A 14845-nucleotide genomic window follows, 5' to 3' on the forward strand; every position below is an offset into this window, starting at 1 on the left:
GCGCTTCGTTCGCTTTGATGAGAAATATATAATATGGGTCAGTGGGGATGAGTAGCGTTCGGACCACAGCGCACCTATGCAATTTACGCATGGCGCGACGATGAAGTGGCATCTTCTGAGGCAGGCGCCTATCCGTGAGTATAGTTGAAGGAAGCGAGCCGAAATCCCAGGTGAAGACTGCGATCCTCCAAAGCCGATCAGGGGTACATTCGATGTCCAGCTCAGTCTGCGAAACCTATCCTGGAATATGCAGCAAATCCCGCCTCGCTCACCCTCGCCCCGTCCGCCTCTTCCATCCCGCAAACGACAACAGACAGAATGCGACCCGGCCAGCCATCGTCGATCTACCTGCCAGTCTTCCGTTGCCCGAGGCCAATCCGATATCTGTCGTGGAAGTCGGATCGGCGGTTTCCCTGCTGGGGCTGCTCATCTTCGCCGCCCATGAGGAAATCACGGCCGCCGCCCCCGCGATCGCCTCCGCTCTCCAACGGTTTCTCGCAAACGCGCCGGCCGCCCTCTGGTAGGGCAGCATCTCATCCTATTGCAAAGCTTGCCCGGATGCCCCAAGTGCAAGTGGGCAGCGCTGGACATGACTGATGATCTTCAACGATTCACGGCTGACGATCGGTGTCGTTCTCCCGATACAGGAGCGACAGCGGCACGATATCGACTTCGGCCTTCAGCTGGAGCTTGCGCACCGCGCCGATGAGCTCGGCTTCTCGGCAATATGGGCCCGCGACGTTCCCCTGAACAACGCCGCCTATCCGGACCCCGTCGGGCATTCCGACCCATGGGTGCTGCTCGGCGCATTGGCGGCATCCACCCGCTCGATCGCATTGGCGACTGGCGCAATCGTTCTGCCCCTGCGTCATCCGCTTCATGTGGCCAAAGCCGCCCTGTCGATGGATGTCTTGTCATCAGGCAGGTTCGTGCTCGGCCTCGGTTCCGGCGACCGTCCGTCGGAATTCGCTGCCTTCGACCGCAATGTCGACGACCGCCGGGAATTGTTTCGGTCAAACTGGGCCGCACTCGCCAGTGCGCTGGAGGGACGTCTCGGCCAGACAGGCGAGAACCGGTTCGATATCCGCCCGCGCAGCGGGCGCAGCGTTCCACTGGTCGCCGTCGGTTCATCCTCGCAGTCGCTCGAATGGATCGCCAGAAACGCCGGCGCCTGGATGACGTATTACCGGCCCATTGCCGCCCAGAAGGACCGGATAGCCCTGTGGCACGGGGCTGTGCAGCGCACCACCACCGAGTTCCGCGGCATGGGGCAGGCCATGGCTCTCGATCTTCTGGATACGCCATCCGACCGTATCGACGATATCAATCTTGGATATCGAGCCGGACCGGAGGGATTGTTTGCCGCTCTCACCGCCCTGCGCAATCTCGGCGTTCACCACGTTGCCTTCAACCTGGTCGTCGATGGGCGCAAGGCCTTTAGCGATCTCGAGATCATCAAACGAGAGGTTCTGCCACGACTGGAGCAGGCCACCGAATTGCAGGTGTCGCGATAGTCTGCGGGCTGGCGAGCTAGCGATCGAAGAAATTCTGCCAAAGCTTCTCACCGACAAGGCAGTCCGTCGTCGGCTGGTTCATCGCAATTTCGCGGATCTGTTCCGGCTCTTCGAGCCCGCTGATCTCCCAGACCAGCTTCCTGCGCACGGCCACGGCGAAATCCTCGATCTTGTGGACCGGCAAAACGAAGGAGCCGGGGCCGCCGATCACGCAATCGCCGTAATATTTGTCGAGCCCCTCGGGCACATCGGACGGCCGCAACATAATGGCAAGGCCGTTGATGATGATGCCCGCCTCCAAAGCGGCATCGCGCGCCGGAGTGACGGGGTCGCCGGAATTGTTGGGGCCGTCGCCGGAGACGTCGATCACTTCGCGATTGCCCTTGTAAGGGCTGGCGGCAAGCATTGACGCGCCTTGAACGATCGCGGCGGATATGGACGTGCGCCGCTGGGTGGCGATCGGTCGGGCTTCCAGTTTGTCGGCAAAATCCTGCGCATCCTTTTCCGTCTCGATCACCTGCCAATCGAGCACGGAACCGGGCACGACATAGCCGGCCCACTCAAAATAACTGATGGCGATCCGTCCGGTCAGCCCGCCTTTCACGGCATCGAGGAACTCCTTGTGCCGCAACGCCTCGACATAGCCTTCTCGCTGGATGCGAACCTCTTCATAATCCATCGAGCGAGAGGTATCGACGGCCAGCACCAGTTCGACATCGACTTCGTTTTGGCCTGATTGTGCGAGCGTGGCGGCAGCGCCGGACAGGCTCGCGAGCATCGCAAGTGTTGTCAGCATCATCACTTCCCATCACTGCGTCATGCCTGGAACTCTAACACAGCTTGGCGCGACGGCGACTGTTGCCGGAAAGCATTCTGTCAAATTTCGGTGATGTGGGGTGCCGTCGAAGGAACGGGCGGCATTTGAGCAGGCGTGCCCCGCGACCGGCTTCACCACTTGTGAAGAACTCATAGCCATTCTGCGGGACACTTGGCGATTCGCCCAGCAATGACGGAGATAGCATGCCGCTTCTGCAGTTTCCCGCCGACCGACGCACAGCCGATATCAGGCGCTGCGCCGAGGCCCTTCAGAACCTTCACGGCGAGGCCGCCAACCGCTTCTGGCGGTCGGAGATGGCCGGGTTCGCAGCCAATTTAAGAGAACAGGGCTGCAGCGATGCCGAGCTTTCGCGGCAGGCCGCCCTGTTCATGGATGCGGTACAGATGGAGCTTCAGGTCGTCTACGCCGCAGCAGCAGAGCGGTAAGAAGCGTTACTTGGGAAAGCGGTTGTAGAAGGATTGCGGGTCGTAAACGCACTCGTAGTTCAAAACGCACATTTCCCCGTTGGCCGCGCGCACCCTGGCGATATCATATTTGTCGCCCAGCCGGCACCGCGCCGGCGGGTAGCGGAAGCTCCGGCCCCCAATACCCATGCGGACAAAGACCGCCTTCCTCTGCTGGATAATCTGAGCGAGTTCACGGCAGGAATGGTCACGCGCATTCACTTCCACCGCCTCGACGGCAAGGGCGCCCGTCGGGAGCAAGAAGGCTGCGGCTAAAATCAAACTTCTCATAGGACCTCCGAATGCGGGCAGGTTAGCCGCAGGACCTGCAGCTTTCGTACGCGATGGCGGCATTGTTGTCGCACGGCAAAGGTAGGACTTAGGCGGATCGTAAACCAGATCGACCCATCCGCATTGAGGGCCGGCTGGCATCAGATCTTGCCGCATGTGGCAAAGACCAGCTTTTTCAGTTTCTCTCCGTCATGCCTGCCCTGACGATAAAACCCGATGACGATCGACGTTGATCGATAGCAGCCGTTCGGTGCCGGCTCAATTCTCAAGCCGTCCGGGTGGGCACTGATCCGCCCGATGGCGACAGGTTTTGCCTATCCCCCAATCTGGGGGTTCATTCGAATCGCCACATATACTATGTTTGCGGCGTGATATTCACACGAGACAGGTACTGATGCCCCCAGAAATGTCCGGCTTTGAATGCACCCGCGGCAATGCCGTTTCCGGCAAGCTCAAGCTTTCAAGCAAACTGCCCTACTTTATCGTCGCAGGACTTGCTGTGGCCGTTTGGGCAAATTCCAGCGAACAACCGCACGATACAGAGGTCGCAGCCAAGCAAGCTGCGCCGGCTTCGCTCGCGCGATAACGCGAGGCCTCGGCCGACGATCATTCCGGCCGAGAATATGGCAACGAGATCCGTCGATCAAAAATGACGGTCGAGCGGCGGCCTGTTACGGCAACCGATCAGCGTGAAACCATCTCTCAAATTCTGACGCCGCTCGCCTCGTCAAAGAGATGCACCTGTGCCGGATCGATGGTGACGCCGATCGTCTGGCCCGGCTGAACCGATCCCCTGCCCGTTTCGACGATCGTCATTTCGGGCGTCGTCGCCGCAGTGATGAAGGTCGAGGACCCTGTGGATTCCACGACCGCGACCGGCACGTCAAAACTCCCCTGCCCCTGATCGGCAATACCGATATGCTCCGGCCTGATGCCGGCAGTAACCTTGCGGCCGGGTTGGATCTGATGGTCGATGGCAACTTGCTGACGAACCGTGCCGAGATCGAGTGTCAGGCTTTTGCCGTCCTCGCCCGCAATTGCGGGGATGAAGTTCATCGCAGGCGAACCGATAAAGCCGGCGACGAATTTGTTGGCGGGCTTGTCGTAGAGGTCGAGCGGCCGGCCTTGCTGCTCGATGACGCCTTCGCGCATGACGACGACATGATCGGCCATGGTCATGGCCTCGATCTGGTCATGCGTGACATAGACGGAGGTCGCGTGCAGGCGGTCGTGCAGGGCGCGGATTTCCTTGCGCATGTGCACACGCAGCGCCGCATCGAGGTTCGACAGCGGCTCATCGAACAGGAAGGCCTTCGGATGACGGATGATGGCGCGGCTCATGGCGACACGCTGGCGCTGGCCGCCCGAAAGTTCACGCGGATAGCGCTTCAAAAGATGTGAGAGGCCGGTCGTGGCCGCAACCTCTTCGGCAGCCTTCTTCGCTTCGGCCTTGGCGACCCCGCGCATGCGCAGGCTGTAGGTGAGATTTTCCTCCACGGTCATATGCGGATAAAGCGCATATGACTGAAACACCATGGCGACGTCGCGCTTGCGCGGCGGCACGCCGTTCATCAGGTCGCCGGCAATCTTCAAGCTCCCGTCGGAGATCGTTTCCAGGCCGGCCAGCGAGCGCAACAGCGTCGACTTGCCGCAACCCGAAGGGCCGACGAGCGCGACGAAAGTGCCCTTTGCGATGGAGAGATCGATGTTTTTCAGCGCATGGAAAGCGCCGTAATATTTGTTGACGCCGGCAAGCTCAATCTGAGGGGTCATTTGAGGGCTCCCGAGGTAAGGCCGGACACGATGCGGCGCTGCAAGAGAACGAAGATGGCAAGGATCGGCGTTACATACATCGTGGCGTAGGCCATGATGTTGTTCCATTCATTGGTGTTTGGCCCCATGAAGGAATTGAGCCCGACACTTGCCGGCTGAAGCTCGGCCGCCTGAATCATCGACTTGGAATAGACGAACTCACCGAAGGCCTGCATGAAGATGAGGATGGCGCTGACCAGGATACCGTTGCGGGCAAGCGGCAGGACGATGTTGAAGAAGGCGCCGACGCGCGAATTGCCGTCCACGAGGGCCGCCTCTTCAAGTTCCATCGGCACCGCCATGAAGGTGGCGCGCACCAGCACGACGAAGAAGGGCATGCTCTTGGCGGCAATCGCGATGATGACGGCAAGCCGCGGATAGTTCAGCATGCCGATCTGCGAGAAGCCGACGAAGATCGGCGTGATCATCAGCGAGGCCGGCAGGACCTGCAGCATGAGAATGAGGAAGAGGCCGATATCCACCCAGATATTGCGGTAGCGGGCCAGCACATAGGCGCAGCCGACACCCAATACCGTGATGATGACGACCGCACCGATCGCGATCATCAGCGAATTCCAGAGGTAGAGGCCCATGTTTCGGCTTTCCCAGACATAGGCATAGGTTCCCCATTGCGGCGAGGCCGGCCAGAAGCTCGGCGGTGTCGCAAACATCTCCGACCCGCTCTTCAGTGCGGTGATGTACATCCAGTAGAGTGGAAAGAGATAGACGGCCGCCATGATGATGGCGATGGCGAGCATCAGGCGGTTGCGTGCGGTCTCGCTCATCCGCGCACCTCATGCCGGGTCGAGCGGACGTAGACCACGGAGGCGAACATCACGAAGACGATCATGATGACGGAGATGGTCGCGCCCTTGGCGAAATCATATTGGCGGAAAGACAAATCCCAGGCCCAGTATTGCGTGACGTTGGAGGAATTGTTCGGCCCGCCCGAGGTGATGGCGGCAAAGAGGTCGAACTGCTGCAGCGTGAAAATCAGACCGAGTGCGATGATGGCCCCGATCGTCGAACGCATCATCGGCAAGGTAATCGTCCAGAAGCGCTGCCAAGCCGTGGCACCATCGAGTTCGGCGGCCTCATAGAGATCGCCCGGAATGCCGGATAGACCAACCGAGAGCAGGATCATGTTGAAGGACGTACCGAGCCAGATATTGGCGATGATGACGGCGTAGAGCGAATAGTGCGGGTCCGAGCGCCAGAAGATGTTGCCGAAGATGATGCCGCTTTCCTTAAGGATGAAATTCAGCACGCCGAAATCGCCAGAGAGAATCCAGTTCCAGATCGCGCCGACGACGAGACCGGGCATGACCCAGGAGACGAGAAAAAGGCCGCGCAGCCAGGAAGCGCCCGGGAAGTTGACCCAGAAGAACAGCGCCAGTCCGAAGCCGATCAGGAATTGCCCGGCAATCGAGCCGGTGACGAAGATCGCCGTGTTGTAGAGGATCGGCAGCGTTTCCGGCTGCGCGAAAAGGTCCACGTAGTTCTTGAAGCCCACCCATGGACGCGAGAAGGTGCCGAGGCTGAACATGTCAACCTCCTGAAAACTCATCACCACATTGTAGATGAGCGGCAGGCCGGCCATCAGGAACAGAAAGCCGAGCGGAAAGGCGACGAGCACAATATCGAAACCGTGGCCGTCCCTGACGCTGGAAAGGATCCTTCTCATGGGTCCTCCATTGCTCCGAACGGGGCTGCCTGGCGCTTTCGCGGGAGACAGCCCCTGCCGGGAGGAAAAGATGGGATGGCCGACGGCCATCCGGTGATGGTGATGTTAGCCGAGGACTGCCTTGATCTTGTCGGCAGCCTGGTCAAGCGCATCCTTCGGGCTCATCTGGCCGGTGAGCGCCGCCTGGATGGCGTCCTGGATCGCCTTGGAGATCTTCGGCCACTGCGGATGAGGGCCGCGGGGCTTCGCATATTTCAGCTGCTCAAGGAAGACCTTGAGGGCCGCATCCTTCAGCGGCTGGCCGGTTTCCGGGATCGAGATGTCGGAACGAGCCGGAAGCTGGCCGAAATTCTTGAACATCTTGTCGTCCTGAGAGGCGAAATATTCGAGCGCCTTGAAGGCTTCGGCAGGATGTTTGGTGGTCGAGAAGATCGCCCAGTTGAAGTCACCCATGGCCGAGGAGCGCTCGGCGCCTTCCTTCGGAACCGGCAGCAACGTGACGCCCCAGTCGAACTTGGCTTCCTGCACCATGCGGTCCAGTTCCCAAGGGCCGGAAATCGCCATGGCGGCATTGCCGGAATTGAAGGTACCGGTCGAATCCCACTGGCCGCGCGTCAGCGTATCGGGCGAAGCGAGCTTTTCGTCGATGATCGTCTTCCAGACTTCGAGCGCCTTGACCGCGCCGTCGGCATTGATGTTCTCGTAGCTGCCACCGCCCATCTGCGCCCAGGGCAGGAACTGGAAGGTGCCTTCCTCGTTCGCCTTTGCCGAGAAGGCAAGGCCGTAGACGTTCTTGGCCGGATCGGTCAGCTTGCGGGCGTCCTCGACCAGCTCATCCCAGGTCTGCGGCGGCTTGTTCGGATCGAGGCCCTTCGCCTTGAACATGTCCTTGTTGTAGTAGAGGGCGATCGTGTTCGTCGCCTTCGGCACGCCGAAATATTTGCCGTCCCATTCGACCGACTTCAGCGGTCCGGGGAAGTAGTTCTCGGGCTTGATGACCTTCGAGTTCTTGATCATGTCGGTCAGATCAAGGAAGGCTCCGCGCGACGAAAAAAGCGCGTGTTCCGGATTGTCGACGGCGATGATATCGGGCGCCTGGCCGGTCGCATAGGCGCGCATCGCTTCGGTGACGACATCATCGAACTGGATCAGGCGGTACTCGATGGTGATGCCGTTGTGCTGGTCGTTGAATTCCTTGACCAGGTTCGGCGCCGGCTGAATGTCCTTGTCCAGCGACCAGAGCGTCAGCTTGACGTCTTCGGCCTTGGCGGACACGCCGAAGAGCGAAACGCCTGCGAGCGCCAGTGCGCCCAGAACTGCAAATTTGCGGATAGCCATGTTCTCCTCCTTTGTGGTTATCCATTCGGAATGGCCGGCATGTCCTCGCTGCCGGCCATATTCACTCAGACCGGATCCACGACGAAATCGCCGCCCCGGGCATGTTTGAGATGGTTGAGCGCGTAGACCTGGCCGGTCATTTCCAGCGCATCGCGGTAGACCGGATCATGCCAGCCTTCGATGTCGATAGAGCCGGACCAGCCGGCGAGCCGCAGCTCGGAAATGATGTCGGTCCAATTGCTGTCGCCGAAGCCCGGCGTGCGCATGAAGACGAACTTCTCCTTGCCGAAAATACCGTGCTCCCTGATGACGTCCCAGCGGATGGTCGCGTCCTTGCCATGGACATGGAAGATTTTCTTCGCCCATTTGCGGATCTGCGGCAACGGCTCGATCAGGTAGACCATCTGATGGCACGGTTCCCATTCGAGGCCGATATTGTCGTCCGGCGTTTCGTTGAAGATGAGTTCCCAGGCATCCGGATTATGGGCGATGTTCCAGTCGCCGGTTGCCCAGTTGCCGTCCATGGCGCAATTTTCGAAGGCGATCCTGATGCCCTTGTCGGCCGCACGCTTGGCAAGCTCGCTCCACACCTGCTTGTAGCGCGGCAGGCTGTCGGTCAGCGGCTTGTTGCGGATGCGGCCGGTGAAACCCGCGACACAGGTGGCGCCGAAATGGTGGGCGTTGTCGATGCAATCTTTCCAGCCCTGCAGGGTCTGCAGGTCGATGTCGGTTTCCTCCAGCGGATTGCCGAACATGCCGAGCGTTGAAATGGTAATGTCGCGATCGCCGATGGCGTCAACACTGCGCTTGCCGAGTTCGGCGAGATCCTGGCCGTTGGTCGTCTGCCAGAAGAAAGGCTCGAAGCTTTCGAAACCCATATCGGCGATCTGGGCAATGCGCTTGTCGGCGCCGCCCTTCGAGGCGCTGACCATGGTACCGATGCGAATGGCTTTGGCGGGGTTGCTCACGTCATCTATCCTTATGCTGAAATTTCAACGCGACGCCCGGTCCTGGCGCTCTCGATCGCACCGAAGACCATGGCGAGGCTTCTTATATTGTCGGAACTGACTGTCTCCGGCCGCTTGCCGGTGCGGATCGCCTCGACGAAGCTTGCGATCACGCTGGCATGGCCATGCGTCTCTTCCTCGCGTTCAGGCGCGGGAACTTCGACAGGCGAAAAACCGTGAAGCAGGCCCGGCTCATTGCCGGAAACCGCTGCCTTGAAGCCATCGGCGCCATCCCAGGTCAGCATTCCCTTCGAGCCGACGATGCGCCACTGGCTTTCCCAGCTCGTGCGCTCACCTTCGGCGCACCAGGAGCCGCGATAGGTGAAGACCACGTCGTCGGAGAATTCGAAAGTCGCGTTGGCCGAAGCGCCATGCCGATACCACGATCCTTTAGGATTGCGCTCGACGCAGTAGACGGCGAGCGGCTTCTTGCCCGCCACATAACGAGCGGCATCGAACGTATGGATCGCCATGTCGAGCAGCAGGACATTGTCCATCTCTTCGCGGAAGCCGCCGAAATGCGGGGCAATGAAGAAATCGCAGTGAATGCCGGTCAGCTCGCCGATCGCCCCGCTTTCGACAAGGCGGCGCATGCGGCGTACACCGGAAATGAAGCGACGGTTCTGAATGATCGCATGGATCTTGCCGGTTTCGGCCGCGAGATCGATCAGTGCCGCACCTTCCGCGAGCGAAGTCGCCATCGGCTTTTCGCTCAGCACGTGGCAGCCGGCCTTCATGGCCGTCGACACAACATTAAAACGTGCCGTCGGGACGACGACGTCAAAGACGATGTCTGCCTTGGTTGCGGCGATGACGGCGGCAAGATCGGCACCGATGCGAGCCGCGCTCAAGCCGAATTCCGCGGCGAGCGTCTCGGCGGCAGCCGGATTGACGTCAACGAGACCGACAACCTCGATTGCCTCGGCAAGATCAGGCGTTTCCTTGATAGCACGCAGCCAGCCTTTGGACATAGCTCCGCACCCGCACAAAACGGCATTCAATTTCACGATTTCCTCCAGCGGTGCGCTTCAGAATCCTCCCGAAACGCCTTCCGTAAACGTTTACGATACTAAGCGGAAACGTTTGCTGCTGTCAATGCCAGCGCCTTTCGACAAAATGCTGCGAAAAATCTCAATGTGATCGGGCGCTTAGGCAAAAATCTTCGGCAATGCAGCAGAAGATTTTTTCGGATCGTACAAAAATACATTTTCCCCTGCCCCAAATGCTTTCCGTAAACGTTTTCCCATGGCAATAAGGTACGATACTCGCGCATACCGGAAGAAAGATCGCTCATATGAAGGGTATCCGTCAGCTTGCAGAACATCTCGACATTTCGATCGGGACGGTTTCGCGCGCGCTGAACGGCAAGGCCGATGTCAACGAGGAAACACGCAAGCGGGTGCTGGCTGCCGCCGAAGAATTCGGCTACGTCGCCAATCAGTCCGGCCGCAGCCTTCGTCAGGGAACGACCAACGTCATCGGCCTGATGATCGAATCCAGCAAGGAGACGGTCGAAAACAGCGACAACTTCTTCCTTGGCGTCACCGGCGGTCTCCAAAGCGTGTTGTCGCGCCATAAACTCGATCTCGTCATGCTCCCCTGCCCTAGCGACGAGGACCCTTACGAATATCTGAAGCGCATGGTGGCGCGCCGTGTCGTCGATGCCATGATCATCTCCGCAACTCAACGCATCGACAAGCGCATCGACCTCCTGATCAAGGCGAAGATTCCCTTCGTCGCACTCGGCCGCAGCTCTTCCGGCGGCAACAACTTCACCTGGATCGACCTTGATTTCGAAGGTGTCGCGACCTGCGCCGTGGACCGGCTTGTCGCCAAGGGACATCGCCGTATCGCGATCGCCGCGCCGTCAGGCGAGATAAATCTCGGTTACGTCTTTGTCGACGCCTATCGGAAGGCTCTGGAAAAACATGGGATCAAGTATGATCCGAAGCTGGTGATCCGCGTGAAATCCAGCGAACAGGGCGGCTATCAGGCGGGCGAAGAACTGTTGCGGATCGACAACAGGCCGACGGCGATCATCCTGATCTACGAACTGATGGCGATCGGCCTCTACCGCCGCCTGGTCGAAGCCGGTGTCGTTCCCGGCCGGGATCTCGCCGTCATCGGCTTCCGCGAGGAACCCCGCGCCAGATTCCTGCAGCCGACGCTGACATGCTTCCGCATGTCCCTGCCAGACCTCGGCGCGGCACTCGCCGAAACCCTGCTTGCGAACATGCCCGCCTATTCGGAGATCTATCGCAACGATGTCCGCAACCGCATCTGGCCGCTGGAGCTTGCTCCCGGTGAGAGCGATGCTTTCAGCATCAGAAGTTGACCTCCGATTGGAGGCTTGCAATTGCCCCCAATTCGGGGCCAAGTTTCCAATGAGAATTGAAGGCGGCATGGATTACAACACGTTTTGCACAAAGATGTGGCCTCGATTACTGCGTCACTTCGAGCGAGAGAGAGAAATCTCACTATGTGGCGCTCTCAGGCGACTGCAACCTTCGAGGTATCATGACGCACCAGCCGAAATCGAATACGGGCTCGTCAGAAGCCCCAAGCAACCTGTCGATCAAACGTCTTCTAGAGTTTCTCGCAGCCAATGGCGGCGGATTCGCGACAGTGGAAGGCGATGGATTTGAGCCCCTTGATCAAAAGGTTCTTGATGCCGCTGAACGTGAGCAACTCATAACCCGCTCCAAGCATAAAAGCGGCGCCTGGGAAGCCTACATCATGACGAAGCGCGGCTACGCCTATATAGGTGTATCCACGCCCTCACGGTGGACGAGTTTTGTCATTCGGGCTCGAAAGGCGCTCGGTTTGCCGATAAGGTGACCGGAGCCCAAGCAACCTACATGTTTGATCCTTTGTGAACTGATTGCAACATGTCGCCGCCCGCTAACTAGCCAGCCAGCGATGAACGGGCCGGCAGTTTGAATTCTCTTCGAACCCGGTTCGTGACCGGACGAAGCCGCGTCAGCGCATCTATGAAGCGTCGCGGCCCCTGAGCGTTAAATATCAAGTCCATGACTGAGCCCGACTGGCTATGCGCGCCGCTGTGCCCCACTCGGTAAATGGCTCCCGCAAATGGTAGGGCAACAAGTGGTTTGGCGGTCTTTTTCACTCGCGAAGATACGGAGACATGGCTCCCGCACATCTCTTTTATATAGTCGTCATCAGCCTCTGCGATATCTTCCGGTAACTCAAAAATATCGCGGCTCAAAATGAGCGAAGTTCCGCAGAAATGGGAGAAATTGTTGTTAATACAGACAAGGCGACCGCCATCGCTCCACACGAGCCCCCGTGTGATTTCCCAGCCGGTTTCGCTTCTGTTCTCGCCAACGAATTGCGCGATACGATTGCTGACGAAATCATCGTCGTCAACAATCATGAAGTAATCGCTGTCCTTCGCTTTGATCAGACCAGCCATTACCCGCCGGCCCTTGTCCAACCGGAAAGCATCATAAAACACCTGCCTGTCGCCGCCAGGAAGTAACTCGTGATTTCTATTCGGAGGAAAATCGACGCGAAGAACTTCAAACTTTGGCGGCAGAGGTGGTATATCCGCGCCATGGTTGCAAACGACAATTGCGCGCCAGTTATCGGAAGTCTGATTGGAAATTGATGCAAATGTCTCCCGCAATCTCTTCTTCAGTTCCTGCCAGTCCTTGGCATTGTCTTGATGCCTGACGGGAATAATAAACGCCAGCCTCATACTCCCTCCGATCAGTTATGAACCACAATTAGACGACGCCTCTCTATTTGCTGCGGCGCAAACATCCACCAGCGAGCAAATAGTCGTGGTGCGTCGAATAACCTGCCGATGAGTAACTGCATTCGAAGCCCTCCTTTCTTATTCGCTCAACAACGGGGCGATGTTCAGGTCGAACCTAGTAACGCCGCTTCCGATTTTTCACGCTCTGCGTCAGCCAACCCGGCCAATCACTGTCAGTGATGGTGACGCAATGCCATTGATCGCGGCTAAACATCGGTGTTGGATAGTCTCCGTTATCAAGACGACATTCTAGATCATTTGATGGAAGTGACCTTATAGCCCGTGACCTGCATCGTCAGCCTGGTACCCGGCGCCATTGGTGTCCATTTTCCAGCCCAACCCGGATCGGCACCATTGGCCACCCAGATGTCAAAAAAGGGCTTCATCGGAAGCGAAGGAAAAACCCCGCCCGTGTCTTGGGGCGTGATCTTCGCAACCTGTTTTCCGTCTACGTACCAGGTGATGGACTTTCCTGCTTCATAGGCGATCCCCAAGCGGTAGCTTTTCCCGGATAAATCGCCCGGAATTAATGGTGCGTTCGAGCCCCTGCTCCAAAATGCCTTCTTTTTGCCGTTAACATTCGTCCAGGCTGTGATCGTTAGGCCCTTCACACCCACGAATTCGAAATCTATCTCATCGCCGTTGACATCGGGTCCCATTACCCAGAGAGGCGCAGCAACCAGCCCAGACGCCATCTTAGGAAGGGTAACATCGACTTCCCACAGCGCCTTGGAGCGAAAGTCGTTGGCCTGGACCTGTCCGGATGCTCTTTCGCTCACACTCAAGTTGAGGGTGCCATTTGTAATCTGCGCGTTGGCAGACCTCCAATTGTAACCACCTAGCTTTCCCTCACCCCACTCGGAAGGGAAGAACAGATTCTTGTAATTGAAAGCCTTGAGCTCAACACCTTTCCAGTTTGGCAAGCTTTCCGCATGAACCATCGAAACCAATGGCCCCGAAGCAATGGTTAAAGCGAGCATTAATCGCTTGACGACGGACATCGGCTCTCCTTTGTGACGAAGCATCAGAGCAACTAAGCTTCAAAAAATGGATTCTATGGGGCAATGTTTGCACGATTGAGACAGAGGCACTCAGAGCTGTGGCGGCAACTCGGTCAAACCCAGACGCGTCAGCGTATTACTGGTTCCCCGTGATAGCGTCGCTGTGACGGTTTAGACACTCCGAATCCCACTTCCATCATGAGACGCGGCGTGCTTCTCGCGAGTGTTCCCATATGAAATCCGAACGGGTCTTCGACGAAACCGGTACCGGCCGGCCCCGTCAGTGTCATGGCCTCCTTCTCGCCGTAGAAGCTTAGGACCTCGTCGGCGGGATGGCCGACGACCAATGTGAATTGATGCTTCAAACGTCTTCGCCGATGGCTGCCACGCACATACACATGTGGTCCCGCGTCAACATCAACATCAGTGAGATAAAAGAAGAACTTGAGCATTCTCCAATCATCAAGGTCGAAGTGAAACTTGAATGACGCACGGCTCAGCTCAGCCTCTGTGGCCGATCGTGTCGGAAAGCTCCACCACGTGCGGGTCGTAATGACTCGTGCCTCCCCGCCCAGGTAATTTTGCGCTATGGCAAGCAGAATCGGATCCTGCTGGACGGCAAGAGCCGCCTCGCACTTCAGAACGCGCTCGAAGTGATGGCCGCTTAGGATAGAGCGACCAAATTGCATTTCGGCCATTCCATGGTCGCCGGGGAGGAACTCAATACGCCGGTCGAAATTACCAAAACAAGGAGTTTTCCAACCAAAATCCGAGATTGCCATACAGATTTCGGAGGGTAGATCGAGACCAGTAAATATCCCGCCCCGACGCAAGTCTTCGGCCGCTTTCCGAGCGTCAACGTTACCGAACATTGACTCCGCGGAACTTAATTTCGGGGCAGCTTTCGCCGTTAGCCAGTGGGCGCGACGAAAAGGCAGTATACGCGCTAAGACAAACATGAGCAGCCAGGCCGGGTTTTCGCAGACATCCTTGAGATAGGTAGGAATGCGAGCACTGATCCGACGCAAAGTGCCTCCGGACCGAGCTATCGATTCCAGATCTTTTGCCCGCGATACGGTTTCAGGCACGGTAGATCCCTCCATAAATCGACGGCATGAATGCTGATAGAACCGCACGCG

18 protein-coding genes are annotated in these 14845 nt (G+C 58.2%); 6 read left to right on the forward strand and 12 right to left on the reverse strand.

The annotated features are described in order from the left end of the window. The first annotated feature begins 389 nt into the window (after window positions 1-389). Window positions 390-524 (forward strand): hypothetical protein, encoded by a 135-nt coding sequence (locus tag ACU8HS_RS28275; RefSeq protein ID WP_447016188.1) that lies wholly within the window; start codon window positions 390-392, stop codon window positions 522-524. Between the two features lie 72 nt (window positions 525-596). Then, entirely contained in the window at window positions 597-1514 is a 918-nt protein-coding gene (locus ACU8HS_RS28280) for a TIGR03571 family LLM class oxidoreductase (protein WP_447016189.1), read from the forward strand. Between the two features lie 16 nt (window positions 1515-1530). Here the strand turns inward: ACU8HS_RS28280 and ACU8HS_RS28285 are convergent, their stop codons facing one another. Continuing rightward, the gene (locus ACU8HS_RS28285) at window positions 1531-2310 is read right to left on the reverse strand and encodes a DUF1194 domain-containing protein (RefSeq protein ID WP_112753746.1); all 780 of its coding nucleotides are present in this window, start codon (window positions 2308-2310) and stop codon (window positions 1531-1533) included. Window positions 2311-2534: 224 nt separating this feature from the next. On the opposite strand from ACU8HS_RS28285, the gene ACU8HS_RS28290 reads away from it, so the two are divergent. After that, entirely contained in the window at window positions 2535-2777 is a 243-nt protein-coding gene (locus tag ACU8HS_RS28290; protein ID WP_112569969.1) for a DUF6074 family protein, read from the forward strand. A gap of 6 nt (window positions 2778-2783) precedes the next feature. Here the strand turns inward: ACU8HS_RS28290 and ACU8HS_RS28295 are convergent, their stop codons facing one another. Beyond that, window positions 2784-3086 carry a hypothetical protein gene (locus ACU8HS_RS28295; protein WP_112569967.1) on the reverse strand — a complete coding sequence of 101 codons (303 nt, stop codon included), beginning with the start codon at window positions 3084-3086 and terminating at the stop codon, window positions 2784-2786. A gap of 394 nt (window positions 3087-3480) precedes the next feature. On the opposite strand from ACU8HS_RS28295, the gene ACU8HS_RS28300 reads away from it, so the two are divergent. After that, on the forward strand, window positions 3481-3672 hold the full coding sequence (locus ACU8HS_RS28300) for a hypothetical protein (RefSeq protein ID WP_162706959.1): 192 nt from the start codon (window positions 3481-3483) through the stop codon (window positions 3670-3672). Between the two features lie 116 nt (window positions 3673-3788). Here the strand turns inward: ACU8HS_RS28300 and ACU8HS_RS28305 are convergent, their stop codons facing one another. From ACU8HS_RS28305 to ACU8HS_RS28335, 7 genes are all read right to left on the reverse strand, one after another. Beyond that, window positions 3789-4859 carry an ABC transporter ATP-binding protein gene (locus ACU8HS_RS28305; protein WP_113413406.1) on the reverse strand — a complete coding sequence of 357 codons (1071 nt, stop codon included), beginning with the start codon at window positions 4857-4859 and terminating at the stop codon, window positions 3789-3791. Next, window positions 4856-5683: a carbohydrate ABC transporter permease gene (locus ACU8HS_RS28310; RefSeq protein WP_112569961.1), complete on the reverse strand. Its 828-nt coding sequence runs from the start codon at window positions 5681-5683 to the stop codon at window positions 4856-4858. Before ACU8HS_RS28310 ends, ACU8HS_RS28305 begins: the two co-directional genes overlap by 4 nt. Continuing rightward, on the reverse strand, window positions 5680-6582 hold the full coding sequence (locus ACU8HS_RS28315; RefSeq protein ID WP_447016190.1) for a carbohydrate ABC transporter permease: 903 nt from the start codon (window positions 6580-6582) through the stop codon (window positions 5680-5682). Before ACU8HS_RS28315 ends, ACU8HS_RS28310 begins: the two co-directional genes overlap by 4 nt. 105 nt (window positions 6583-6687) lie before the next feature. Then, window positions 6688-7920: an ABC transporter substrate-binding protein gene (locus tag ACU8HS_RS28320; protein WP_112753752.1), complete on the reverse strand. Its 1233-nt coding sequence runs from the start codon at window positions 7918-7920 to the stop codon at window positions 6688-6690. A gap of 65 nt (window positions 7921-7985) precedes the next feature. Next, a complete protein-coding gene (locus tag ACU8HS_RS28325) occupies window positions 7986-8888 on the reverse strand; it encodes a sugar phosphate isomerase/epimerase family protein (protein ID WP_112569955.1) in 903 nt (300 codons plus the stop codon). Window positions 8889-8899: 11 nt separating this feature from the next. Next, window positions 8900-9934 (reverse strand): Gfo/Idh/MocA family protein, encoded by a 1035-nt coding sequence (locus ACU8HS_RS28330; RefSeq protein ID WP_112704173.1) that lies wholly within the window; start codon window positions 9932-9934, stop codon window positions 8900-8902. A 62-nt stretch (window positions 9935-9996) separates the two neighbouring features. Next, window positions 9997-10221 carry a hypothetical protein gene (locus ACU8HS_RS28335; RefSeq protein ID WP_162718977.1) on the reverse strand — a complete coding sequence of 75 codons (225 nt, stop codon included), beginning with the start codon at window positions 10219-10221 and terminating at the stop codon, window positions 9997-9999. On the opposite strand from ACU8HS_RS28335, the gene ACU8HS_RS28340 reads away from it, so the two are divergent. Both ACU8HS_RS28340 and ACU8HS_RS28345 read left to right on the forward strand, forming a co-directional pair. Beyond that, the gene (locus ACU8HS_RS28340) at window positions 10222-11262 is read left to right on the forward strand and encodes a substrate-binding domain-containing protein (RefSeq protein ID WP_112704174.1); all 1041 of its coding nucleotides are present in this window, start codon (window positions 10222-10224) and stop codon (window positions 11260-11262) included. It begins immediately after the preceding gene. Window positions 11263-11444: 182 nt separating this feature from the next. After that, window positions 11445-11765, forward strand: coding sequence for a hypothetical protein (locus ACU8HS_RS28345; protein ID WP_162718978.1), 321 nt, complete (start codon window positions 11445-11447; stop codon window positions 11763-11765). Between the two features lie 67 nt (window positions 11766-11832). Here the strand turns inward: ACU8HS_RS28345 and ACU8HS_RS28350 are convergent, their stop codons facing one another. The 3 genes from ACU8HS_RS28350 to ACU8HS_RS28360 form a co-directional block, all read right to left on the reverse strand. Then, complete coding sequence (locus tag ACU8HS_RS28350) at window positions 11833-12645, reverse strand: glycosyltransferase family A protein (RefSeq protein ID WP_447016191.1); 813 nt, start codon at window positions 12643-12645, stop codon at window positions 11833-11835. Window positions 12646-12959: 314 nt separating this feature from the next. Further along, window positions 12960-13706: a family 16 glycosylhydrolase gene (locus ACU8HS_RS28355; RefSeq protein WP_162758021.1), complete on the reverse strand. Its 747-nt coding sequence runs from the start codon at window positions 13704-13706 to the stop codon at window positions 12960-12962. 128 nt (window positions 13707-13834) lie between these two features. Further along, window positions 13835-14809 carry a hypothetical protein gene (locus ACU8HS_RS28360; protein WP_112569943.1) on the reverse strand — a complete coding sequence of 325 codons (975 nt, stop codon included), beginning with the start codon at window positions 14807-14809 and terminating at the stop codon, window positions 13835-13837. Window positions 14810-14845: the final 36 nt, after the last annotated feature.

This window comes from Rhizobium sp. KDH_Rht_773_N (genome assembly GCF_052946295.1).

Excerpts from the sequence above, each read along its gene's own strand:
- ACU8HS_RS28290 (WP_112569969.1), top strand. The coding sequence starts at position 2,535 with ATGCCGCTTCTGCAGTTTCCCGCCGACCGACGCACAGCCGATATCAGG.
- ACU8HS_RS28345 (WP_162718978.1), top strand. The coding sequence starts at position 11,445 with ATGACGCACCAGCCGAAATCGAATACGGGCTCGTCAGAAGCCCCAAGC.
- ACU8HS_RS28280 (WP_447016189.1), top strand. The coding sequence starts at position 597 with ATGATCTTCAACGATTCACGGCTGACGATCGGTGTCGTTCTCCCGATA.
- ACU8HS_RS28295 (WP_112569967.1), bottom strand. The coding sequence starts at position 3,086 with ATGAGAAGTTTGATTTTAGCCGCAGCCTTCTTGCTCCCGACGGGCGCC.
- ACU8HS_RS28335 (WP_162718977.1), bottom strand. The coding sequence starts at position 10,221 with ATGAGCGATCTTTCTTCCGGTATGCGCGAGTATCGTACCTTATTGCCA.
- ACU8HS_RS28300 (WP_162706959.1), top strand. The coding sequence starts at position 3,481 with ATGCCCCCAGAAATGTCCGGCTTTGAATGCACCCGCGGCAATGCCGTT.
- ACU8HS_RS28355 (WP_162758021.1), bottom strand. The coding sequence starts at position 13,706 with ATGTCCGTCGTCAAGCGATTAATGCTCGCTTTAACCATTGCTTCGGGG.
- ACU8HS_RS28310 (WP_112569961.1), bottom strand. The coding sequence starts at position 5,683 with ATGAGCGAGACCGCACGCAACCGCCTGATGCTCGCCATCGCCATCATC.
- ACU8HS_RS28340 (WP_112704174.1), top strand. The coding sequence starts at position 10,222 with ATGAAGGGTATCCGTCAGCTTGCAGAACATCTCGACATTTCGATCGGG.
- ACU8HS_RS28285 (WP_112753746.1), bottom strand. The coding sequence starts at position 2,310 with ATGCTGACAACACTTGCGATGCTCGCGAGCCTGTCCGGCGCTGCCGCC.
- ACU8HS_RS28315 (WP_447016190.1), bottom strand. The coding sequence starts at position 6,582 with ATGAGAAGGATCCTTTCCAGCGTCAGGGACGGCCACGGTTTCGATATT.
- ACU8HS_RS28360 (WP_112569943.1), bottom strand. The coding sequence starts at position 14,809 with ATGGAGGGATCTACCGTGCCTGAAACCGTATCGCGGGCAAAAGATCTG.
- ACU8HS_RS28350 (WP_447016191.1), bottom strand. The coding sequence starts at position 12,645 with ATGAGGCTGGCGTTTATTATTCCCGTCAGGCATCAAGACAATGCCAAG.
- ACU8HS_RS28320 (WP_112753752.1), bottom strand. The coding sequence starts at position 7,920 with ATGGCTATCCGCAAATTTGCAGTTCTGGGCGCACTGGCGCTCGCAGGC.
- ACU8HS_RS28305 (WP_113413406.1), bottom strand. The coding sequence starts at position 4,859 with ATGACCCCTCAGATTGAGCTTGCCGGCGTCAACAAATATTACGGCGCT.